The 23,019-nt window shown below is 60.4% G+C and carries 21 protein-coding genes; 9 read left to right on the top strand and 12 right to left on the bottom strand.

The genetic code is table 11. The annotated features are described in order from the left end of the window. Nucleotides 1–347: 347 nt before the first annotated feature. Together IH881_13505 and IH881_13510 are read left to right on the top strand one after the other, a co-directional pair. Nucleotides 348–1,283: a glutathione S-transferase family protein gene (locus IH881_13505; GenBank protein ID MCH7868705.1), complete on the top strand. Its 936-nt coding sequence runs from the start codon at nt 348–350 to the stop codon at nt 1,281–1,283. A gap of 93 nt (nt 1,284–1,376) precedes the next feature. After that, complete coding sequence (locus tag IH881_13510) at nt 1,377–2,084, top strand: TVP38/TMEM64 family protein (GenBank protein MCH7868706.1); 708 nt, start codon at nt 1,377–1,379, stop codon at nt 2,082–2,084. A 78-nt stretch (nt 2,085–2,162) separates the two neighbouring features. On the opposite strand, the gene IH881_13515 is transcribed toward IH881_13510, so the two are convergent. The 6 genes from IH881_13515 to IH881_13540 form a co-directional block, all read right to left on the bottom strand. After that, nucleotides 2,163–2,366, bottom strand: a complete 204-nt coding sequence (locus IH881_13515) for a cold-shock protein (GenBank protein MCH7868707.1) — start codon at nt 2,364–2,366, stop codon at nt 2,163–2,165. Between the two features lie 524 nt (nt 2,367–2,890). Next, entirely contained in the window at nt 2,891–3,493 is a 603-nt protein-coding gene (locus tag IH881_13520) for a CDP-alcohol phosphatidyltransferase family protein (GenBank protein MCH7868708.1), read from the bottom strand. Between the two features lie 17 nt (nt 3,494–3,510). Next, nucleotides 3,511–5,223 (bottom strand): proline--tRNA ligase, encoded by a 1,713-nt coding sequence (locus tag IH881_13525; protein MCH7868709.1) that lies wholly within the window; start codon nt 5,221–5,223, stop codon nt 3,511–3,513. Nucleotides 5,224–5,350: 127 nt separating this feature from the next. After that, a complete protein-coding gene (ilvE, locus tag IH881_13530) occupies nt 5,351–6,214 on the bottom strand; it encodes a branched-chain-amino-acid transaminase (protein MCH7868710.1) in 864 nt (287 codons plus the stop codon). Next, nucleotides 6,211–6,987: an IclR family transcriptional regulator gene (locus tag IH881_13535; protein ID MCH7868711.1), complete on the bottom strand. Its 777-nt coding sequence runs from the start codon at nt 6,985–6,987 to the stop codon at nt 6,211–6,213. The genes ilvE and IH881_13535 overlap by 4 nt, the downstream gene beginning before the upstream one ends. Before the next feature lie 171 nt (nt 6,988–7,158). Continuing rightward, entirely contained in the window at nt 7,159–8,334 is a 1,176-nt protein-coding gene (locus tag IH881_13540; GenBank protein ID MCH7868712.1) for an FIST C-terminal domain-containing protein, read from the bottom strand. Nucleotides 8,335–8,547: 213 nt separating this feature from the next. On the opposite strand from IH881_13540, the gene IH881_13545 reads away from it, so the two are divergent. The 3 genes from IH881_13545 (at nt 8,548) to acs (ending at nt 13,791) form a co-directional block, all read left to right on the top strand. Continuing rightward, the gene (locus IH881_13545) at nt 8,548–9,783 is read left to right on the top strand and encodes a ribonuclease D (GenBank protein MCH7868713.1); all 1,236 of its coding nucleotides are present in this window, start codon (nt 8,548–8,550) and stop codon (nt 9,781–9,783) included. Nucleotides 9,784–10,471: 688 nt separating this feature from the next. Continuing rightward, nucleotides 10,472–11,761, top strand: coding sequence for a Xaa-Pro aminopeptidase (pepP, locus tag IH881_13550; protein MCH7868714.1), 1,290 nt, complete (start codon nt 10,472–10,474; stop codon nt 11,759–11,761). An 83-nt stretch (nt 11,762–11,844) separates the two neighbouring features. Further along, nucleotides 11,845–13,791 carry an acetate--CoA ligase gene (gene acs / locus IH881_13555; GenBank protein MCH7868715.1) on the top strand — a complete coding sequence of 649 codons (1,947 nt, stop codon included), beginning with the start codon at nt 11,845–11,847 and terminating at the stop codon, nt 13,789–13,791. Here the strand turns inward: acs and IH881_13560 are convergent. Together IH881_13560 and IH881_13565 are read right to left on the bottom strand one after the other, a co-directional pair. Further along, nucleotides 13,788–15,101 (bottom strand): tyrosine--tRNA ligase, encoded by a 1,314-nt coding sequence (locus IH881_13560; protein ID MCH7868716.1) that lies wholly within the window; start codon nt 15,099–15,101, stop codon nt 13,788–13,790. The two genes, acs and IH881_13560, sit on opposite strands and share 4 nt — an antisense overlap. Nucleotides 15,102–15,158: 57 nt before the next feature. Further along, nucleotides 15,159–15,773 (bottom strand): histidine phosphatase family protein, encoded by a 615-nt coding sequence (locus tag IH881_13565; GenBank protein ID MCH7868717.1) that lies wholly within the window; start codon nt 15,771–15,773, stop codon nt 15,159–15,161. A gap of 123 nt (nt 15,774–15,896) precedes the next feature. Here IH881_13565 and IH881_13570 point away from each other — a divergent pair, with 123 nt between their 5' ends. Genes IH881_13570 through mutY form a run of 3 tightly spaced genes read left to right on the top strand, consistent with a single transcriptional unit; the run spans nt 15,897 to nt 19,095 of the window. Then, nucleotides 15,897–17,264, top strand: coding sequence for a M23 family metallopeptidase (locus IH881_13570; GenBank protein ID MCH7868718.1), 1,368 nt, complete (start codon nt 15,897–15,899; stop codon nt 17,262–17,264). After that, nucleotides 17,201–17,968: a DNA/RNA nuclease SfsA gene (gene sfsA, locus IH881_13575; protein MCH7868719.1), complete on the top strand. Its 768-nt coding sequence runs from the start codon at nt 17,201–17,203 to the stop codon at nt 17,966–17,968. Before IH881_13570 ends, sfsA begins: the two co-directional genes overlap by 64 nt. A 32-nt stretch (nt 17,969–18,000) precedes the next feature. After that, a complete protein-coding gene (mutY, locus tag IH881_13580) occupies nt 18,001–19,095 on the top strand; it encodes an A/G-specific adenine glycosylase (GenBank protein ID MCH7868720.1) in 1,095 nt (364 codons plus the stop codon). Nucleotides 19,096–19,129: 34 nt separating this feature from the next. Here mutY and IH881_13585 read toward each other — a convergent pair whose 3' ends face one another. After that, entirely contained in the window at nt 19,130–19,558 is a 429-nt protein-coding gene (locus tag IH881_13585; GenBank protein ID MCH7868721.1) for a diacylglycerol kinase family protein, read from the bottom strand. 59 nt (nt 19,559–19,617) lie between these two features. After that, nucleotides 19,618–20,076, bottom strand: coding sequence for a GNAT family N-acetyltransferase (locus IH881_13590; protein MCH7868722.1), 459 nt, complete (start codon nt 20,074–20,076; stop codon nt 19,618–19,620). 170 nt (nt 20,077–20,246) lie between these two features. On the opposite strand from IH881_13590, the gene aroC reads away from it, so the two are divergent. Then, nucleotides 20,247–21,362, top strand: coding sequence for a chorismate synthase (aroC, locus tag IH881_13595; protein MCH7868723.1), 1,116 nt, complete (start codon nt 20,247–20,249; stop codon nt 21,360–21,362). A 125-nt stretch (nt 21,363–21,487) separates the two neighbouring features. Here aroC and IH881_13600 read toward each other — a convergent pair whose 3' ends face one another. Then, nucleotides 21,488–22,390: a response regulator gene (locus tag IH881_13600; protein ID MCH7868724.1), complete on the bottom strand. Its 903-nt coding sequence runs from the start codon at nt 22,388–22,390 to the stop codon at nt 21,488–21,490. 249 nt (nt 22,391–22,639) lie between these two features. Then, nucleotides 22,640–23,017 carry a DUF4079 family protein gene (locus IH881_13605; GenBank protein MCH7868725.1) on the bottom strand — a complete coding sequence of 126 codons (378 nt, stop codon included), beginning with the start codon at nt 23,015–23,017 and terminating at the stop codon, nt 22,640–22,642. Nucleotides 23,018–23,019: the final 2 nt, after the last annotated feature.

Raw genomic sequence — 23,019 nt, forward strand, 5'->3', positions numbered from 1 at the left:
GAAACGATTGATCCCTCACTCAGCGCCTGAGCGATATCGGCGAATCGCAGTCCCGGGCCCGGGTCGCTCCAACGCACGCTGTTGTACCAGAGCAATTTTCCGGGCAGCAGCACAACGACCAATATCGCGGTGACCACCACGATCAAGCATCGCCCTCGGTTGCGCTCCAACCAATTCTGGCCCCTGTGCTTCGTCGACAAAATCACTCCCCCACACTACGGGAATCTCGTGGACCGCGACCTCACTGAAGCGAGTCCGCCGCAACCCTAACCCAGGCCGCGGCTGCGAGTCAGCGGGCATCCGCTAGTTTGTACACGTATTACCCAATGGAAGTATTGGAGGGCGCAATGGGACTTCTCATCGACGGCATATGGCACGGCCAGTGGTACGACACCAAGTCGAGCGGCGGTCGCTACGAACGCAAGAGCAGCGCGTTTCGCGGGCGCATCGGAACCGATCGGGACGCGGAGTTTCCCGCGGAGGCCAATCGCTACCACCTATACATTTCGCTCGCCTGTCCGTGGGCGCACCGGACATTGATTTTTCGCAAATTGCTCGGACTCGAGGAGATCATTTCATTGTCGATTGTCGACCCATACATGGGTGCAGATGGTTGGATCTTCTCGACCCAAGCTGGCGCTATTCCCGACTACGTCAACGAGACGCGTTTTTTGCGAGATATCTATCTGCTCTCGGATTCGAAATACACGGGCCGTGTCACGGTACCGGTACTCTGGGACCGCAAGACCCAGGTCATCGTGAACAACGAATCTTCGGAGATCATTCGAATGTTCAATTCGGGTTTTGGTGATCTCGCCAGGGCATCGACTGACTTCTACCCCAAAGCCCTGCGCAGTGAAATCGATGCCGTAAATGACTTCATCTATCCGAGCATCAACAACGGGGTCTACCGCTGCGGGTTCGCGACAAGCCAGAGCGCCTACGAGGAGGCGTTTGGCGAACTCTTCGGCGCGTTGGACATCCTGGAACAGAGGCTCATGAATCGGGACTACTTGCTCGGGGAAGCGATTACCGAAGCCGATTGGCGACTCTTCACCACCCTCGTTCGTTTCGATCCGGTTTACGTCGGACACTTCAAGTGCAATCTGCGGCGTATCGCGGACTACCCCAATCTCACTCGCTATCTGGAATCTCTCTATCGCGTTCCCGGAATCGCAGAGACCGTGAACTTCACGCACATCAAACGCCACTACTACGAAAGCCACGAGACGATCAATCCCACCGGCATCGTGCCACTGGGACCGAAACTCGCCCTGGATTAGCACTTCACCTTCGCGCCGCAGATCAATTGATCTATCGTAACCAGTCACGGGACTTGCAAGACTTGGTATTTGGCATTTGGAGTAGACGCGGGAATGGATCTAGACCGAGCGAATCGAAGGGCGCTGCTGGGGCGATTGCTCATGTTACTCGTCGTGTGTGCGTTCCTCGTCGGAGCTCATTTCCTGCGCAAGCAAACCGGGATCGAATGGTCCGCGGCCTCAATCCAAGAGGCCGTGAGAAACTTCGGGCCGTATGTGCCAATTGGTTTCGTCCTATTGGTGATGTTTCGCCAGGTCATGTTGTTGTCCTCCGGGTTGTTGCTCACATCTGCGGGTCTGCTGTTTGGGGCGCCCATGGGTACGCTGCTGGGCGCCGTCGGGGTCACGTTGAACGCATTCACGTTGTTCACCTGTGCACGCCTGCTGGGGCGCGATTGGGTCGAGCCGCGAATTCGAGCCCGCTATCCCCAATTCGAGCAACATGCAAGAACCGCTGGCCCGTGGGTGATCGCTCTGATGACCGGGCATCCGATGGGCATCCTCACCCCGTTCCACTTTGCGGCCGGACTGACCCGGATCACCTGGCTCCGTTTTTTGCTCGCGGTGGGACCCGCGGCGATCGTTCGCGCGGCTTGTTTCTCGTTTTTGGGTGCCAACCTGTTGGATCCCGGATCGCCGCAACTCTGGATTGCTTCGGGCATCCTGGTCGCGCTCGCATTTCTACCCTTGGCACATCCGGGTCTGCGGGCTCGGCTCTTGCAACTCACTCCGAAAATCGTGCGGAAGTCCTCAGGCAGCTAGGAGCCTGCGCGGCACCGGTCCAAAAAAAACGGCGACCCTCGAAGGGGTCGCCGAATTCGATCTGTCTACGGCAGCTGTTTAGAGCGGCTGAACGTTTGTAGCTTCGGGACCCTTTCGGCCCTCGCCTGCCTCGTAGGTCACCTTCTGACCTTCGCTCAGCGACTTGAAGCCGTCGCCCGAAATATTTGAGTAGTGAACGAAAAGGTCCTTACTGCCATCGTCGGGGGTAATAAAGCCATAACCTTTTTCGTCGTTGAACCACTTAACCGAACCACCTGCCATTCTATATTTCTCCTCCCTTCGTCAAACGCCGCGATTCCAATTCCACAAGGAATTGGAGCCTACGAATTCTTTAGAAGGGGTATTGCGACATAAAGCGCTTGTTGTTTCGTCATTGTTACGGGCCGCGTTCTCTACTGTTCTCTACTGTAGATCGCCCGGCCTGCAGTCTTGAGTTCTCAAGACGCGCAAAGACTACCGTACCCCCATGATTTCCCAAACAGGGTAATTCTCATCGTCACAGAGAAACTCTGCCTCTGTCCTTCGCATTGTCCCCAAGAACGGGTACAGCCCAATTTTGGGGCCGAAAGCGCAGCGAGTGGAGTCTCCGCAGATGCACAACGACTGAGGTTGGATCTCTACATTCTCGAATCCGAAGCGTGCACCGTCACAATAGGTGGCAACTATCGAGCAGATCGCTGGAACAGACGCCGCCAATGCAAGCCAAGATTCGTATGACTCGCTGACCCGCAACCTCTTGGAGAAATCCGCTCAAGTGCATCGAAGCGAACATCGGCCTTCGGGAGTCAATCGGCTTGCGCCTGCCTCAGGGCCAGCAGGCGATCGACCATTGAAAGCACGGTGGACCCGAGCAGCAGCCAGCCCAGCAACAAGATGATTCCGTCGTCTGGCCACGACCAGCCCAGCGTATTGCGAATGATCGGCGTCCCGAGAAAAACGAAGTAAAGGATGCCGTTCCATTTCCCCAGTGCACTCGCGCGCAGCTGCCGGCCCTCGAGCGCCCGGGAATCAAGGGTGTACTGAACGAACGCCAGCGCGATCAACGGCGGAAGAGCTGTCGGGGCGAGACCGCGGCAGACCAGGGCCGACACTCCCATGACGACGAACGTCGCATCGGTACCGTGATCCAGCAGCGCACCAAAGGCGGAAGACTGGCCCCACTTGCGAGCCAGGGGGCCGTCGGCGAAATCGGTCGCAATGGCAAATGCAAAAACGATCACCGCTTCGACGTCACGACCTTCGAACACGAGGTATCCGCAGACCGGCGCGGCGATGAGACGCATGAGCGTGAGCGCGTTTGCGACGGTAAACCGCTGAAATCTCGCACGCGATTCGCTTCCCAGATCCGCGGGGGGTTCGGGTGACTGAGAGTTCTGCCGGGAGATCATCCGAAGGCCCGGTTCGCTTAGCGCCGTTCGGCGAGAACTGACTCCTCGACAGTCTCGGCAGCGCGCTCGATCAGAACATCGGTGACTTCTCCGTCACGCCGACACTTCAGCTCGACGTGGCCCGAAGCAATGCCCTTGGGTCCTACCGTAATCCGGTAGGGGAAGCCGATCAGGTCGGCATCCTTGAACTTTACGCCGGGTCGCTCGTCGCGATCGTCGAGGATCACGTCGATCTTGGCCGCGACCAGTGCATCGTAGATCCGCTCGCCGACTTCCATGCACTCGACATCTTTGGTCTTCACCACCGTGATCACAACCTCGAACGGCGCCACGTTGACCGGCCATTTGATGCCGTCCTCGTCGTGACAGGCCTCGACGACTGCCGCCAATCCTCGCTCGATTCCAATGCCGTAGGATCCCATGACGATCGGCCGGGCCTTGCCATTCTGGTCCAGGACGCTCGCCCCCATGGATTCGCTGTAACGAGTGCCGAGCTTGAATATATGACCCACCTCGATCGTCTTGTAGATGACGATGGGTTTGCCGCACTGAACGCAAGGCTCGCCATCGTTTACCTCGCGAAGATCGAGCCATCCCTTGACGTCGATGTCCCGCTCGACCGAAACCCCCCGGTAGTGGAAGTCGTCCGCGTTGGCGCCGGTCGTCATGTTCGTGCGCCCGCGGAGCGCTTCATCGGCGATGATGAAGTGGTCCGTCACTCCTACCCCTCCCAGACTCCCAGGAGAAGCGCCGAGTGCCGCAACGATTTCTTCCGCGGTGGCGGCGCGAATTTCCTCGGCTTCGACGGCATCGACGAGCTTCTGTTCGGAAAGAACGTCGTCGCCCCGCAGCAACACCAGGACCACCTTGCCATCGATCATGTAGACGAGGGTCTTGATCTGAGAAGAACCGGGGGTGCCCTGCTCGAAGTTCTCGAGATCTTGAATCGTCCGCATGCCTGGCGTGGCAAACTTTTCGGGTGACTCGAGTCCTTCTTCGTCGACAACTGCGGGGAGTTCGCTGGTCGCCTTTTCGACATTGGCCGCGTAGCCACATGCTTCACACGAAGCGATCCAGTCCTCGCCGGCGTCGCTCCTGAGCATGAACTCGACCGATTGACTGCCCCCCATCGCGCCAGACGAAGCCTCGACCGCAACCGGATCGAAACCCATGCGCTTGAAGATCTTGCGATAGGCCTTGAAGTGACAATCAAAGGAATAGTCGAGACCCTCGTCGTCGATGTCGAGGGAGTAGGAGTCCTTCATGGTGAATTCGCGCACGCGCAACAGGCCACTCTTCGGGCGAGCTTCGTCGCGGAACTTGGTGTGAATCTGAAACCAGATCTGGGGCAGTTGTTTGTACGAATGCAGCTCGCTGGCGAGGTGTGCAAAGACCTCTTCGGCGGTCATCCCCAAGCCAACCTGGGAGCCCCGGCGATCTTCGAAGCGGAACATCTCCTGGCCCATCGCGTCCCAGCGGCCCGACTTGTCCCAGATTTCGCGGGGGTGAAGCGTCGGAAGCTTGAGTTCTTGCGCGCCGAGTTTTTGCATTTCGTCGCGAACGATTTCGGTGATCTTGTGTGCGACGCGAAAACCGAGGGGCAGCAGCGTATACACACCGGCCATCAACTGACGCATGAATCCGGCGCGCAACAGCAGCTTGTGGCTCACCGCCTCGGCGTCACTCGGATCGTCGCGAAGAGTAGGAAGAAAGGACTTTGACCAGCGCACCGGACTTCTCCTGGCTCGCACGGACGACGATCGACACGCGCCGGCGGGTTGAAGGCCCGACTAGCATAGCCACCCGCACCGCGGCAGCGCTCGTCAGCCGTGCGGCAATTGGAGCGGCAAATGGCCCTCAGTACGCCGTGCCGTGGGCGAGGGTATAGGGGCCGAAGTCGTCGATCAGTCTCTGCATGATCGGACGGTCCAGATTGCCAATCGTTTCGCCGTCGAGGGTCGCGATGGGAACGATGCGCGCTCCAGAGCCACTGATGAACACCTCGTCAGCGGCGAGAAGGTCAAAGCGTCCAAGGCTGCGTTCCCGGGTCTCGATGCCGGCCGCGCTGGCAATTTCGAGAATGCTGTCCCGGGTGATTCCCTCGAGCGATCCATCGCTGGCCGGTGGCGTCGAGAGCACTCCTCGATAGACGGTGAACACGTTGGCAACGCTCGCCTCAGCGACCAGACCCGCGTGGTTCAGGATCAGCGCTTCGTCGGCGCCGCGGAGCTTTGCTTCGCGCTTTGCGAGGGCATTATTGAGGTAGTTCAGACTCTTGACCCTGGGGTCGAGGGCGTCTGCCGCCGGGCGGCGCATGCTGGCGGTCACCATGTCGAGCCCGCGTGCGAGCTTTTCAGGGTCGAAGAGATGAATTCGGTCTGCGATACAGAAAAGCGTAGGGTTGTCACAGGTCGTCGGATCCACCCCGAGCGCCCCGACCCCGCGAGTCGCGATCAGCCGCATGTAGCCTTCGCTTTCGTCGAATGCCCGCGCGGTTTCGAGCACGATCTGCCGGACGGCTTCGAGCCCCCCCGGCAGCACAAGACCGATCGCCTTGGCCGCAGTGCCGAACCGGTGCAGGTGATCGGGCAGGCGAAACACTTTCGCGCCGTAGATGCGAATTCCCTCGAAGATGCCGTCTCCATAGAGCAGGCCGTGGTCGAGGACGCTGATTTTTGCTTCCTCGGGCGGAACGATTTGACCGTTCATCCAGATCTTCATTTCGGCCCCTCCGAAGCCCTCTGTGCATATTCTGAAGAATCGACAGCGAGGCGCGCTTCGATTCGCGCGGCTGCGTCCAATACCTCGCGCGTCACGCTGCCACTTCCCATCACCGCGAGCCGCGCGGAAGCCGCACCCAGGGCGACCACCGCCACCAGGCGATCGCGAAAGCAGATCGGAGCCGCAACCACCCCGAGACCCGGTACCCACTCTTCATCGCTGCGGGCAAAGCCTTGGTCGCGAACGGTGGCCACCACGGCGGCAAGCTCGTCGGCAGAAGTCGTCGTGCCCTCGGTAAAGGACGTAAGCGGGTCTTCGACATCGACACTGTCAGGTGCGAAGGCGAGGTACAGCTTGCCCACCGCCGTGGCGTGCACCGGCACGCGTTCACCAACCTGGGGCGAGGCCCGCAGAAAGCCTTTGCCCTCGGCTTTGTCGAGAATCATCAGCTCTCGGGATTGGGCGGCGACCAGAAAAATCGTCTCCCCAAGCTTTGCGGAAGTTGCCTCGAGAACCCCGCGCGCGAGTTCGACGATGGGTTCGCGCTCGAGCGCCCCGAGCCCCAACGCGATCAAGGCGGTGCCGGGTCGGTAGCGGCCGCGTTCCGAGCGATCGACCAGGCCGCGCCGACCCAGGGCAGCGAGCAACCGGTGGGCACTCGATTTTGGCAAACCTAGCGACCGGCCAATGGCGGTCACGCCCTGGGGCTCCGAAGACGCGTGGAGATGAAACAAGATGTCGACGGCTTTCTCGACCGTGGTGAGTGGGTCCATTTGCTTCCTGTTCTTTTTATCCTTCTGTTCTCTCTAGTTCTCTTCTTTCTAGTTCTCTCTGTTCTTTATTTTTTGTTCCGAATATCGGAACATAATATCTTTATATGGAACCAAACTAGCGGGCGCAACGCTCCCGGGCAATACCTGCATGAAAATTCGAGGGGAGGGGCACTAGCCCTCGAGAATGGCCAGCAACCCGCAATCGTTCAGGGCCGTGCAGACGGTGCCGACGCGTCCCGCTGGACCGAGGAGCTGGCTACCGCGCAAGCCGAGGACCGGAAAGTCGGGATCGTGATCCCGAAAGCAGCGCGCGTCGCGCGCCGCGCCGCGGGCTCCCGCGTAGTCGAGCGAGCTTCCCGAAAGGTAGAGCCCGAGGCCACGCTCCCGATCTACCTGTCCGGCTACCTGCCCTGCAACCAGGGTTTCGAGATTCTCCCGGGCGGCGACCGCGTCGCGCACGACAAAGCGCAATCGAGTCCCGGGTTGGAGATCGTCCGGCACCAGAATCGCCTTCCGGCGCGGATCAATCCCGACGACGCTGCGGAGCAGGCTTCCGGCGGCACTCTCGCTCTCGCCGTTCGGTGCGTGATCGATTTCGAGCATGATCTGTCGCAGTGATTCGGCAGTCGCCGGGAGCCCGGCTCGCTCTGCAACCTCGCGCAGGATGTCGAGGGCCGGCTGCCCGTCGAAGCTGCTGATCCAACGGTCGCGCGCCCGGGTCACGAGATGATCTCCGGACAGCGCCCGACAACCTCGAGCTACGCCCCATTGTGTAGACCCAGCTCCCCGCAGCACGACCCCGAGCAGCCCACCGGACACGATCTGGTCGTTGTGCCACACCACAGCGTCGCCACCCGTGGGAGCACTCGCGCCCAGACCTACGACCAGGCCGTCGTGGAGCTGTTTTGCGAGGGTGCGGAACAATGGGGCTGGGCTCTGGTGATGCATATCGAGCAGCAGCAGCAGCAGATCCATCTCTCCCGGTGGACGCTCAAAATGATCGAGGATCTCCGAACCGCTTTCGGGTTCGTCAGCCGGGAGGTCCTCGAACAGGACCGCTTCGATCTCGAGGCCCGTGAACTGGGCTACCACGAGCCCGGGATTGTCTGCGGTCCCCTCACCGTCCGCGAAGAGCCCCGCCACGCTCGCCCCATAGATCTCACAGGCGCCGAGTTCCCGGCGAACCGCCTCGAGGAGATCCGGGAGACCGGGACCCCAGGCGACCGTGGCAAACACCAGGGCTGTCTCCGGGAGGGCCCCGCCGAGGATTTCTCGCCCCCGACCGACCGCTTGCCGAGCCGCCAGCTGAGCCGATAGTTCCTCCGAGAAGCCCACGCCTGCCTTCATCACGGCCTCAGCATAGACAACGGATCGTAGAAAGACGGTTCTCTCAACCGCTTGCCATTTCCCCGTGACTGGGCTTCGGCTAGGATCGGCAAGTGCGAGTACCCCCAGTTGGTACTGCAACCCACCCCCCGGCAGACCTAGAAACTATGCTCCGTTGTCCATTCTTGGCCGATGCCGAGGCGGTCATCGATTGTTTCGGACGCGAGGTCGGAATTGGCTGATTTCGAAATTGTCGATGCACCCGAGCGGCTCAAAGAGCTAGCGGGCGAGTTCCTTGCCGAGCCGGTGCTCGCCGTCGATACCGAGGCGGACAGTTTCTATCACTACTTCGACAAGACCTGTCTGGTTCAGATCGCTACTTCGAAACACTCTTACTTGATCGACACCCTCGCCTTCGACGGACCCGAAGCCATGGCTCCACTGGGGCCGGTGTTCGCCTCACCAGATGTACGAGTGATCTTCCACGCCGCCGAGTACGACATCTACGTGCTCAAACGAGACTATGGGTACACGTTCGCGAATATCTTTGACACCATGGTTTCCGCCCAATTGCTCGGCTACAGCGCCATTGGCCTCGCTGCGCTGATCGAACAACACTTTGGAGTCAAGGTCCCCAAGGATGAGCAGCGGTCGGATTGGTCGCGGCGCCCGTTGACCGAACGGCAGCTCGACTACGCTGCGGGCGATGTGATCTACCTCGCCCGGCTGACCAAGAAAGTGGAGCGCGAGCTCAAAAAGGCGGGTCGCCTCAGCTGGGCCGAGGAAGAATTCGACACCCTCTGCGGACGCGAATGGCCCGACCGCAAGTTCGACAAACAGGGCTACTTCCGCATCAAGGGCGCACGCAAGCTCGATCCCAAGAGTCTCAGCGTCTTGAAGGAACTTTTCTTGATGCGCGATGCTCGCGCGAGAGAGATCGACCGTCCTCCATTCAAGGTCCTGGGCAATCGCACCTTGCTCGAGATCGCCGCGGCAAAGCCCGGGCGTCCAGGTCAATTGAAGGGAATAAAAGGGATCACCGACCTGCTGGTGCGCCGAATGGGGAACGATATTCTGGCGGCGGTGGCGAAGGGGCGAGGCGTAGAGCATCCCCCAATTCCCAAGAACACCGGAAATGGCCGACGGCGCGTCGACCGCAAGACCGAACGCCGGGTGACCGAACTCAAGAGTTGGCGCGCCAAGCGATCCAAGGAATTGGCTCTCTCCCCGGGCGTGCTTTGCCCAAACGCCTCACTCGAAGCCATCGCCTGGCGAAATCCGAAAACCGGAGCGGACCTCGAAGACGTGCCGGAACTCAAGGGCTGGTTCGTACGGGAGTTCGGCGACGAGGTGTCCGCTCGCTTGAGGGACCTGGCGCCGGCCGGGAAAACCGAGGGAAAGCCCGCGACGGAGTCCAGCGAAGCTGCTGCAAAGAAAAGCAGCAAGAAGCGATCCGCCTCAAAATCCTGAGCGGCACCGCCGGTACCCGGCCAAGCTTCTAAACCAAGCCCACCAAGCCCACCAAGCCCGCCAAGCCCGCCAAGCCCGCCAAGCCCCAAACGAAAAATGGCCCCCCAGTTCGACCATCGAAGCTGAGGGGCCTACTTCCAAATCCAATCACCTGGGGCTGAAACAGTGGCGGGATGCTGTCCTTGGGGGAAAGCGCCTCGTTGCTGTCACCGCTCCAGATGGTGGTTCTAACTGGATGAACGCGCCCGAAACATCCAGCATGAAACCGACGGATTATGCTTGCCCCCTACTAGAGCACGATATGTGCCAACTTCACCAAACCTCAGAATCAGACCTTAAGTACTTGATATAAATAATGTTTTTTCACAAATCTGCCCATCCACTGGCGATGGGAGATGGGCAAATCGCCGCAATATGATGCAGCCCAAAATTGGGTGCATCGGTGTCTTGGCTCCCTGAATCAAGGGACCCCGTAGGCAAATATCTGAATAATATGGAGTTTTTTGGACCGACGCCAAATGTTGCAGGAAAGCCTGGAGTGCATCCAAAGTTTGCTGAAAAACATTCAGCGATCTCGTCCCCATAACGAGATCGCTGTTTCGAGCGACCCGATTCTCGCTGGCTGACCCGTCGAGGGTCGGATGGCCAACGCTCCGCCCCGCCGAACGAGTCGCGATAGACTGCGCACGTGTTTGCCGAACGTCGCAAGAAATTCTTGGAATCCATGGGCCCCGATGCAGCGGCAATCGTCATCGGCCACCACGTGGTGTCGCGTTCCAGCGACACCGAATACCCCTTCCGACAGAACAGCGACTTTCACTACCTGACGGGCTTCGACCATCCGAGCGCGGTCGCGCTGTTCCGCACGGATGACGGTCCCCCCTTCACCCTCTTCGTCCAACCCCGAGACAAGTCGGCAGAGACCTGGCACGGCTACCGCCCCGGGCTCGAAGGTGCGAAGAACGACTTCGAAGCAGACGAAGCCTTTTCGATCGACACGCTGCTCGAAGAAATTCCGAAACAGATCGAGCGTGTGGTCAGCATCTACCACACCTTGGGTCGAAGCGCGGACCTCGACCGCACGATCGTCGCGACCCTCGATAGCTTGCGGCAGCGCAGCAAGTTGGGCTTCGAACCGGCGAAAAAGATTCTCGACCCGCGAGACATTCTCCACGGCATGCGTCTGATCAAGGAACCCGGCGAGATCGAGATCATGCGGCGCGCCGCGGAGATTACCTGCACGGCTCACCAGGAGGCCGCGCGCCTGTGCCGCGACGGCAACTTCGAATACCAACTCGAAGCCGCACTGGGTCACGTCTTTCGCCGCCTCGGCGGGAGCGGCCCAGCCTACGGCACGATCGTGGGCGGAGGAAAGAACGCCACGATCCTCCACTACGTTGTGAACGACCAGAAGTTGCGCGGCGGGGACCTCTGCCTTGTCGACGCGGGCGTCGAACTCGAGGGCTACGCGTCTGATGTCACCAGGACCTATCCCGTCGGTGGCCGCTTTCAGGGACCGGGGCGCGCGGTCTATGAAGTCGTCCTCGCCGCCCAACAAGCGGCACTCGCGGCCTGTCGGCCAGGCACTACGCTACCGGAGATCCACCAAACCACCGTGCGCACGCTAATCGAAGGGATGGTCTCCCTCGGGTTGCTTTCGGGAACGGTCGACGACCTGGTCAAGAGCGAAACCTACCGCGACTACTTCATGCACGGTACGAGTCACTGGCTTGGACTGGACGTCCACGATGTCGGCAGTTACACCGCAAAGGGAAAAGCGCTGACGCTAGTTCCCGGAATGGTTTTCACGGTAGAACCAGGTCTCTATATCTCCGAGGATGACACCAAGGCACCGGAACACCTGCGAGGGATTGGCATCCGAATCGAAGACGACATTTTGATCACTGAAGACGGAATCGAGAACTTCAATCACGCGATTCCCAAGAAACCCGACGAAATCGAAGCCTGGATGAGCTGACGCCACGCCATTCGCTTTGTTGAACCAAGATCAACATCAATCTCAGTGCCATTCATTTCAGTAGTACGAGGAGTTGCCGCTCCATGACCGACATCGAATCCCTGCTTGAGGAAAAGCGCACGTTCAAGCCCGATCCCGCCTTCACTCGTGCGGCGAACTGGAACAAGAAGACCGTCGCCGAGTACCGCAAGGCGGGTCAGATCAATCCCGAAAAATTCTGGGCGGCTCGCGCGAAAGAGAACATCACCTGGTTCTCCCCCTGGAAGAAGGTGTTGCAGTGGAAGCCTCCCTTCGCGAAGTGGTTCGTCGGCGGCAAGCTGAACGTCAGCTACAACTGCCTCGATCGTCACCTCGAGAGCGGGCGGCGCAACAAGGCGGCGATCATCTGGGAAGGCGAACCGGGCGACACCCGGGTGATCACCTACGCAGAACTCCACCGGGAAGTATGCAAGTTTTCCAATGTCTTGAAGGACCAGGGGATCAAGAAGGGGGAGCGCGTCGTCCTCTACATGCCGATGATCCCAGAACTCGCGATCGCGATGCTCGCGTGCACTCGGATTGGCGCCCCGCACAGCATTGTCTTCGGCGGATTTTCCGCCGAGGCGCTGCGGGATAGGATCGACGACCTAGGAGCCAAAGCCGTCATCACCGCAGACGGCGGGTTCAGAAAGGGCGCGGCGTTCCCGCTCAAGCAAGCCGTCGACGACGCGCTGGCGAAAAAGAGTGCAATCGAATGCGTGATCGTCGTCGAACGAACCAAGCAAGATGTCAACATGGTCGCGGGTCGCGATCTCTGGTGGCACGAGTTGATGGAAGACGCGAGCCCCAAGTGCGCGCCCGCGAAGCTCGATTCTGAACACCCACTCTTCATTCTCTACACCAGCGGCAGCACCGGCAAACCAAAGGGAATCCTGCATACAACCGGCGGCTACCTCACCCATGTAACCACGACCTTCAAGGCGATCTTCGACATCAAGGATGACGATGTCTACTGGTGCACCGCCGACATCGGTTGGATCACGGGGCATTCGTACGTGGTCTACGGCCCGCTGGCCGCCGGGGCGACCAGCATGATGTACGAAGGCGTGCCGGTCTATCCGGGGCCGGACCGCTGGTGGGCTTTGATCGAGAAGTGGGGCGTGAACATCTTCTATACCGCGCCGACCGCGATCCGAACCTTCATACGACTCGGCGACCAACACCCCAAGAGCCACGACTTGAGTTCTCTGCGACTGCTCGGCACCGTGGGTGAGCCCATCAATCCCGAAGCCTGGATCTGGTATCACAAGATAATCGGAAACAAGAAGTGCCCGATCGTTGATACCTGGTGGCAGACTGAAACCGGGGGAATCATGATCACATCCCTCCCCGGCGCCGTGACGACCAAGCCCGGTTCTGCAACCTTGCCCTTCCCGGGTATTGACCCCGCGATTTACAACGAGGAAGGCGAAGTGGTCCGCCCACCCGCCGGCGGTCTATTGGTACTGCGCAAACCCTGGCCCGGCATGCTGCGCGGAATTTGGGGAGACGACGCACGCTTCAAGGAAACGTATTGGAGCAAATACAAAGACGCCTACTTCTGTGGTGACGGGGCTCATCGCGACAAAGACGGATACTTCTGGATCATGGGCCGCATCGATGATGTGATGAACATCTCTGGTCACCGCATCGGCACCATGGAGGTTGAAAGCGCCCTGGTCTCGCATCCCGACGTCGCCGAAGCTGCGGTGGTTGGACGCCCCGACGACATCACGGGAACGGCGATTGTGGCCTTCGTGAGCCCTGTAGGCGGCACCCGCGCCGACGATGCCCTGAAGCAGGCTTTGGTCGCTCACGTAACCAAGGAAATTGGCGCCATCGCACGACCGTCCGAGATTCGCTTCACCGACAGCCTGCCCAAAACTCGCTCGGGAAAAATCATGCGTCGCCTGCTGCGAGACGTAGCCTCCGGAAAAGAATCAACCGGAGACACCTCGACCCTCGAAGACTTCGGCGTCCTGGCAAAACTGAGAGCAAGTGAAGAGGGCTAACGCCAGATACTGGCGTGCCACAACTTTTTGCCGCGCTTGATCAGGATCGTTTCCCCGTGCAACAAGTCTCGTTCGGTAAGCCTGGCTTCTGATATGGCCTTTTGTCCATTGACCGCGATCGCCCCGTTCTTGAGATACTCGCGGGCCTCACGCTTGGATTTTGCGAGGCTTGTCTTGGGCAGTAGATCCGCGAGGGCAACACCATCTTTTTCGAGTTCGGTCTTTTGATGGGTAGAGTGGGGGACGTCGGCGAAGACATCGCTCAACAGCGTCGCGTCGAGATCCTGTAGCGCGCCCTTGCCGAACAGGGCCAGGGTCGCGGCCTGAACGCGCGCGAGTTCTTCCGCCCCGTGGATCAATCCCGTGATCTCTTCCGCCAGTCGCTGCTGGGCACAGCGTTCATGGGGAGCGGCGGCATGTTGTTTTTCGATCGCCTCGATTTCGTCTCGGCCGAGCAGTGTAAAGGTCCGCAAGAATCGTCCCGCGTCAGCGTCGCTGGCGTTGATCCAGAACTGGTAGAACGCGTAGGGGCTGGTACGGTCGGAGGAGAGCCAGATATTGCCCGACTCGCTCTTGCCGAACTTCTTTCCGTCGGCTTTGAGGAGAAGAGGTGTCGTGACGGCAAAGCTTTCGGCTTCTCGTCCGCTCGCGGCGGCATCGCGACGGATCAGATCCATCCCGGAGACGATGTTTCCATACTGGTCGGAGCCGGATATTTGCACTGTGCAATCGTGTGAGCGGTGCAGATGAAGAAAGTCGTATGCCTGGAGGATCATGTAGGAAAACTCGGTGTAGCTGATGCCCTGGTCTCGCTTCTCCAGTCGGTCGCGCACGGAGTCGCGTTGCATCATGGCGTTGACCGAGAAGTGCTTTCCGATGTCGCGCAGAACATCGATGAAGTTGAGATCGCTCCACCAATCGAGGTTGTTCACCAGACGCGCACCGGTCTTGGGATCTTCGTCCTCCCAGGTAAATAGCGGTCGAATGATCTTGGCCTGGCATTCGAGGTTGTGACGAACCTCGTCATCTTTCAGCAGATTTCGCTCTGCGTCCTTGCCGCTCGGGTCGCCGATCAGCCCGGTTGCGCCGCCTTGCAGCAAAATTGGGCGATGGCCTGCCCGCTGCCAGAGCCGCATGATCGAGAGAGCGACCAGGTTTCCCACCCCGAGACTGTCCGCCGTCGGATCAAAGCCGCAGTAGGCGGTACGACCCGGCGAAGCGATGTGGTCCGAAAGTCCGTCGCCGGCGGTCTGGTGCAACAGCCCGCGCCACTCGAGTTCGCTCAAAAATGTTTCATTGGGACGCGCCATCGCACCTCCGAAGCAAGCCAACTGTATGAGAAACCGACCGTGGGGTCTAGCAGGCTGCTAGAGGGTGAGCTTAGCTAGCTTCCAGGTTTGTTCGGCGGTACGGGTGAGTTCGAGCAGGCCAGCGAGCGGGGGTTGATCCCGTTCGAGCGCGGCACCGCTGAGCTCCTCGACGATCGTGCGGACGATGCCCTTGTGCGCGACGATCAGAATCGAGGCGACCGGCATGACGAGCAGGTGGGCAAGACCCGCAACCACCCGGGCGCGAAAGGCTTCCCTTCGGTCGCCGTCCGGAAAATCGAACTTCGGACCCTGCTGCTCCCATTGGGAATAGAGCTTTGGGTCTCTTGCCTCGATTTCCTCGCGGGTGAGCCCCTCCCAGCGACCGAAATCGATTTCGCGGAACCGATCTTCCAGGCGAATCTCCCGCCCCGGAGCCACGATGAGCGCCGACCGCCACGCCCGCTGCAAAGGGCTCGCGACCACCAGATCGAAGTTCTGGGACCCGATCACTTCTGCGACCGCAGCGGCCTGGTCCGCCCCGAGCCCCGAGAGCATGACATCGGTTGCGCCGAAAAACCGCACGCTCGAACGGCCGACAGTCTCGCCGTGTCTCAAGAGAACGATACGCTGGAGTTTCGAGCTGTCCTGGGAAAATAACGGCTTGTTCGGCATCGAAGGCCAGCGGCTCCCTTTGGACATTTCGCGTCAGGCTCACTGGAGATGACGTTTCCGTGCAACACCCTGTAGACTCGGGCCGGGCTAGAGACGGAGATGAGGCATGGGGGTAGTGGGTATATGAGTACCGCATTGAACTGGAAAGGGTGGACCGCAATCGGTCTCATGCTGTTCGCGGGGTCGATGCTGCTCTATTCCATTCCCAGGTTCGAGAGCGTGGCTCCACAAATTGCGGGGCCGGAGAGTCTCGCCCTCGGAAAATCCGGCAAAAATCTCGAACTGCAACTCGACGACGCAGACACGGGGCTGCGCAGCGTCCAACTGCGCATCGTTCATCGGGGCGGAGGCCAGGTGGTCTTCGAAGAAGAGTACGCCGGCAACTTGTTCACCGGGGCAATCGAGCGCGAGGTACCCCCCGTCGTCATTTTCCTCGATCCGAAGGCATTGGGCCTGGCCGACGGTCCCGCAACCCTGATCGTGACGGCACGGGACTGGTCCTGGAGCAACAACGGGGCGGGCAATCGCAGCGAAGTCGGGATCCGAATCGAAGTCGATACCAAGGCGCCCCGCATCGAATACAGCTCGGGGCTGACCTACATCTACCGCGGCGGCGCCGCGGCGGCGGCGTATCGCGTCGATGAAGCCACGGCAACGGATGGCGTGCGGGTCGGAGATCAATTCTATTCCGGTTATCCAGTCCCGAACACGGACGTGTCAGAGGGCAGACGGATCGCTTTCTTCGCCATCGCGGTCCACTCCCCGGCAGACCCCAAGATCGAAATCGAAGCCACCGATCACGCAGGCAATCAGACGCATGTGCGACTGCGGACCAAGATTTTCGAGCGCAGGTTCCCCGAAGAGCGGCTCTCGCTTTCGGATCGGTTCTTCGACCGGGTGATTCCACCGTTGGCCGAAAAGCTCGGCGTCTCGGCCCCGAGCAATGAGGAGGCATTCCAGCTGATTAACCGCGACGTTCGCGCCGAGAATGAACAGCGAATTCAAGCGCTGGTCGAAACGAGCGACGCGGAAAGACACTGGTCCAAGGTCTTTGTCCAGCTCCCCAATTCCAAGGTGATGAGCCGCTTTGCCGAACGGCGGCGCTACTTCAAAGGCGACGAAGAAATTTCCGAGGCGACGCATTATGGCTTCGACCTGGCCTCACTTGCGACGGCGGACGTCATCGCAGCCAATCGGGGCCGGGTGCTGTTTGCAGACGAGTTGGGAATCTACGGCAATTGCCTGTTGGTCGATCACGGCCTGGGGCTCACCACCCTCTACGCTCATCTCACTGACTTCGCGGTACAGGTCGGTGACATGGTCGAACGCAGGCAGGTACTCGGCAGGACCGGGTCGACTGGTCTCGCGGGAGGAGACCATCTCCATTTTGCAATCCTGATCGGAGGGACGTACGTCGATCCGCTCGAATGGTGGGATGCCAGTTGGATCAAGAACCACGTCGAAGTCAAGCTGTCCGCAGAAAACCTGTGAACATACCCGTGCGGGCCGATCTCAAGGGTGTCCTGCTGCGGCGCTACAAACGTTTTCTCGCGGACATCGAGACATCCGAGGGTGAGCAGATCACGGTTCACTGTCCAAACCCCGGCGCCATGACGGGCTGCGCGACGCCGGGATCGCAGATTCGATGTTCGACCAGCGACAACCCCAAGCGCAAGTTGCGCCACACCCTCGAAATGATTCGAGTGGGACGCAGCTGGGTCGGGCTTCAGCCCATGCACGCCAACCGCCTGGTCAAGTGCGCCCTCGAAGCCGGCGCGATCGCAAAGCTTCGCGGGTATCGAGAGGTGCGACCCGAGGTCGTGGTCCACGGAGGCTCGCGGCTCGATTTCCTGTTGAACGATCACCCGAGCAGGCGGGAACCGCTGTACATCGAGGTCAAGAGCGTGACTCTCGCCGACCGGGGTGTCGCGCGTTTTCCCGACGCCATAACGACTCGCGGACGTCGCCACATGGACACCCTCGCACAGTTGCACCGCCAGGGAGCACGCGCGGTAGTGCTGTTCATCGTGCAACGCGTCGACTGCAGCTCGATGGAGCCCGCGGACGCAATCGATCCGGAGTACGCCAAAGCCCTGCGTCGCGCTTGTGCAAGCGGAGTCGAGGCCATCGCCATGCAGGCCCGGGTCACGTCCCGCACAATTCAGCTCGAACATGAACTGCCGGTTCGACTCTGATGGCGAGAAGCAGAACAAGCGACACTCCGGTCATGCGCGACCTCGGACCGAGAACACGGCCGGGGCGAATCAAGCGGCTGCGAGAGCGTCTTCTCGAGTGGTACGACATCAGCCAGCGCGATTTGCCCTGGCGGCGTTCGCGCGATCCCTACGCGATCTGGATCTCGGAGGCGATGCTCCAACAAACCAGGGTCGAAACCGTCATCCCCTACTACAAGCGCTTCCTCGAGCGCTTTCCCGACGTCGAGTCACTCGCGACTGCCGACCGGGAAGACGTCTTCGAAGTGTGGTCCGGTCTCGGCTACTACTCGCGCGCGCGCAACCTTCACCGTGCAGCGCTCATGGTGATGGACGAATTCGATGGATCGATCCCGAGCAACGTCGAGGCCCTGCGGAAGCTTCCCGGAGTCGGCCGCTACACCGCGGGCGCGATCGCATCGATCGCGTTCAATCTTCCCGAGGCAATCGTGGACGCCAACGTCGTGCGCGTACTCGCTCGCCTGCTCGACATTCGCGCCGATGTGAGCCGCAAGGATGTCCATGAACGCATCTGGGAAGAAGCCGGCGCCCTCGCCAAGGGGCAGCGCCCGGGAGATCTCAACCAGGCATTGATGGAGTTCGGCGCCACGGTCTGCACACCGCAATCTCCGCGCTGCGAGCATGTCTGTCCGATGAAACGACTGTGCCACGGCCTGCGCACGGGTGAAGTCGAATCGCTTCCCAACAAGCCCAAGAAGAAAGAGCCGCGCCCGGTGACCGCCATCGCGGCCTGGCTCCCGCGCCGTGACGAGGTTCTCCTGGTTCAACGACCCGACAAGGGTCTACTTGCCAGCCTTTGGGAACTTCCAGGTGGCGAACTTCCCGCAGACGCCGAGCCCAAGGACCACGTGATGCGAATGCTGCGGGAGCGCACTGGACTTGAAATTCGAAATCCGATCGCAGTGGGAACCGTCGAACATGTCTTTACTCATCTCAGGCTGAGTCTTCATCTTTTTCGCTGCCAACCTGTTGGTGGACGCGTGCGGCTTCGCGGTGGTTATCAGAGCCATCACTGGGTGAGACCCTCTCGCATGCTCGACTTTCCTCAAGCAACCCTGAACCGCAAAGCCCTCGAGCTGTTTCTCTAAACTCTCGGTTCCGAGTCTTTCAACGGACTACTCACTAGCAGCCTGCCCCCAAAAATTTGAGGCAGTGGGGGCCCAGAACGATCAGGCCCACGGCAGCGGCGGCGATTGCCGCGATGAGGACTGCGCCCGCGGCGGCGTCCTTTGCCCGACCTACCAGCGGGTGGTCTTCGGGGTTTGTGGCGTCGGCCAAGAATTCCAGTGCGGTGTTCATTGCTTCTGCGATCCACACTCCGGCGATCGCGAGAATCAAAGCACACCATTCCAAGGCGGAGAGAGGAAGCAGAGCTCCGAGCCCGACCACCAACAAGGTAGCGAGACAATGAATCCGAGCATTGTGCTGGGTGCGGACCACCAGGGCGATGCCCGCGAAGGCATGACCAAAGCTCTTTGCACGGCTGCCGAGGGAGAACCCCTCGGTCTCAGCCCGCGTCTCTTGGTTGGATTCGCCCGCCCGCTCCCGCATCGCCGCTACCCCTCCGGTTCAGCATAGGGGCGCGGCCGGGCGCGTGTAAAGGCGCCGGGCTAACGCTTGTTCAGGTGCAACAGAATCCGATGGTGTGGATCCAGGTCATGCACATCGAAGGCGTCGCCGGCAATCTCGAAGTCGAGCGCGCAAAAGAAATCACAGGAGACGACTGGGACGTTGGCCCAGAGCAGATTGCCTCGAGAACGCGCGATGTGGCGCGCCGCTCCTTCGATGAGTGATCGGCCACAACCTTCGCCGCGAACACTCGGATTGACCGCGAGGCCGCGCAACCGCCAGGCCTTTGCCTCGACCATCGCCGGACGCGGTTCGTTGAACAGCGAGACGATGCCCAGAATTTTCCCCTTGCGGATCGCGCCGAGGTGTTGCGTTCGCGATCGGGCATCTCCCTCAAACCCATCCGTGACAATCAAGCCGGACGCGACCAGCCACTTCTCTCGCAAGGGTTGAATCTCTTTTAGCGTGATCGATCTGACCGAAATCTTCCCTGCTGCCATCTTCACTCCACCCGACGCGGGATCGCAGATTTAGCCCCCGCCGTCGGTCGTATCGGTACTCGGCGCTGGATCGACAAGAACTATTGTGATCTCCACCCGCCGACCCCCGCCCCGGTCGGGCGGGGAAGCCAAATTACAGGTACTCTGCCTTCAGAGACACGGAGGAACGGGTGGCGAGCAAGTTTGGAAAAGCCTTTCAGATTGCAACCTTTGGGGAATCCCACGGCGGCGGCGTAGGGGTCGTGATCGACGGATGTCCGCCGAGGTTGGAGATCAGCGCAGCCGAGATCCAGCGAGATCTCGACCGCCGCAAACCGGGACAAAGCCGCCTGACATCTCCCCGCAAAGAGGCGGACGAAGTCGAGATTTTGTCGGGAGTTTTCGAGGGCGTAACGCTCGGGACTCCGATCGCACTCCTGGTCCGCAACGCGGACGCTCGCCCTTCGGCCTACGAGGACATGAAGAACCTGTACCGGCCCTCCCACGCCGACTTCACCTACGAGGCCAAGTACGGCATTCGCAACTGGCAGGGCGGCGGTCGCGCGAGCGCTCGCGAAACCGTCGGCCGCGTGGCCGCGGGAGCCATCGCGCGCAAGATCCTCGCCCAGGTGGCAGGCGTCGAGGTGCTGGCCTGGGTGGATCGGGTGCAGTCGATCCAGGCCAAGGTGGATCCCGCAACCGTGAGCCTCGAGCAGATCGACGCAACCATCGTTCGCTGTCCCGACCCGGACGCCGCCAAAGAAATGATCGAAAAAATCGACGAAGCCCGGGAGCGCCGGGATTCCATGGGCGGCGTCGTCGCGTGCTGCGTTCGCAACGTACCGCTGGGACTCGGCGAGCCGGTCTTCGACAAGTTGAGCGCCCAACTCGCCGGCGCAATGTTCTCGCTGCCGGCGGTAAAGGGGTTCGAGATCGGCAGTGGCTTCGCAGGAACCGAACTTTACGGCAGCGAGCACAACGATCCGTTTGTTCCCGCTCCCGGCTCGGTACCGGGAGACGGCACACCCCCCATTACGTCGAGCAATCGCTCCGGCGGCATCCAGGGTGGGATCAGCAACGGACAACCCATCGAGTTCCGCGTGGCCTTCAAGCCCACCGCAACGATCGGCATCGCCCAACAAACGGTCGATCGCGACGGCAACCCCGTCACCCTGGAAGCCCAAGGTCGACACGACCCGTGCGTGCTCCCCCGCGCCGTCGTCATCGTAGAAGCGATGGCCTGCCTGGTCCTGGTAGACGACTACCTACGCCAAAAAGCCGTAGACGTCCTGCCCTCCATGCTCTAGCGGCCCGTTGAAAAACCCTTCGGCCGCCGTACCAAACCGCGGGTCACACCGAGGAGCGACTGGGGCAGAGTTGGGCCAACCAACCAACCCTAAATCAAAATTCAAACCCAAACCCAAACCCAAACTCATTTCTCCGGAATCACCTCCGCCAGCCAGAGTCCCAACTCCTCCGCCGACACAGGCTTCTCCAACACCCGCTCGATCCCAATCTCTTCCACCCTCGCCTTGTCGATCTCACCGGTAAACGCAGAGGTCAAGAGAATCGGAACATCTTGGCGCAGCGCCACCAGGCGTTCTGAAAGCTCCAGACCGTTCATCTCCGGCATGCGAAAATCGGTGACGATCGCATCGTAAGCCTCAGGTGACGCTTCGAACTCCAACAGGGCCTGACAGGGCTCTGTAAAGCTCACAATTTCATATCCCATGCGGTGCAGCACTCGGGCGGTGGCCTTCAGCACCAACTCCTCGTCGTCGATGACCAGAATCCGTCCCCCCAACTCCTCGACGGGTGCAGATTCGATCTTGCCCACCGGTGCATTCAGCTCGCTTTGCGAGCGAATATCCGGGACCAGATCATCGATATCGTCGATGGTGACGATGATGTGCTCGTCAGCCCGGCTCGAAGACCGCGACAGCTCGCTCCGGGTTCGGGCCCAGAACGCCATCCCGTTGGCTCGGCGCAACAGCAAATCACTCGACACGCTGCGCGGTCTTCCGTTCGCCAACACTAGATGTTCAGCGAAGAGTGCGGCCGAGGGTTCGCTGACGAACTTCTGGAAATTTTCATTGACCAGATCTTTGACCTGAACTCCGAGCGCGTCGGCACCGCGACGATTCACCCGACGTATCGCACCGTCTTCTCCCAGCACGAACAAGCCGGCTGGCGCGTTCTCGAACATCAAGACCGATTCTTGCCGGTCCGCCTCGAGTGCAACCTGGGCGCGGCGATACAGCTCATTCTGCAGCTGAAGTATTTCGAGTTGATCAGGATCTTGGCTGCCGGTCTTTGTATCCAAACGACTGTTCATGCGATCCCCCATGGCGCCCAACTTCAACTGGAGCCAACCAGTGCTTTCGCCAGTAATCATGGGGGGCATTTAAACGATGGCTGTCGCCTACGCGGTGCCGACACAAACTACGTAGCAAAATTGCGTTGGCCATAGCTGGAATGGCTGGTGGGGAAATTGTCTATGAAATTACACAGAAAGCCTTAGGCCCTGATGGGGCATTCGGGTGACCTCCCAGGTCCTATCCCGGCTCACGTCCCCAGGTATCAATCAGGGAAGAAGTACGAAACCGGCGAATGCGGCCAGTGAGGCGATGAGAATTGTGAGCACCCCAAGCAAGCCGTGAATCCCCGGCTCGCCTTCTCCTCGCTCCGCGCGGTACCCCAAGTAGGCAGTGGCTCCGAACAGGCATACGACGATCAAGCCCAATACGCCGTGAGAACTGTTGAACAGCGTCCAACCGCGAATCAACGTCGATGAGAGAGCGCCGCCGACAAATCCGAACATGACAAGAACGATTGCCGGTTTGGCGAGCTTGAGATGCAGGCGGATCAAGTCCAGGTCGCGCGGACCCCCGGCGAGCCGGCGCTTGCGCATTCTGAGTCCGATCCGCAGTGCGGCAATGAGCGCCGCCAGACACAGCGTCATCC

This window comes from Myxococcales bacterium, from assembly GCA_022563535.1.
Classification (GTDB): Bacteria; Myxococcota_A; UBA9160; order UBA9160; family UBA4427; genus DUBZ01.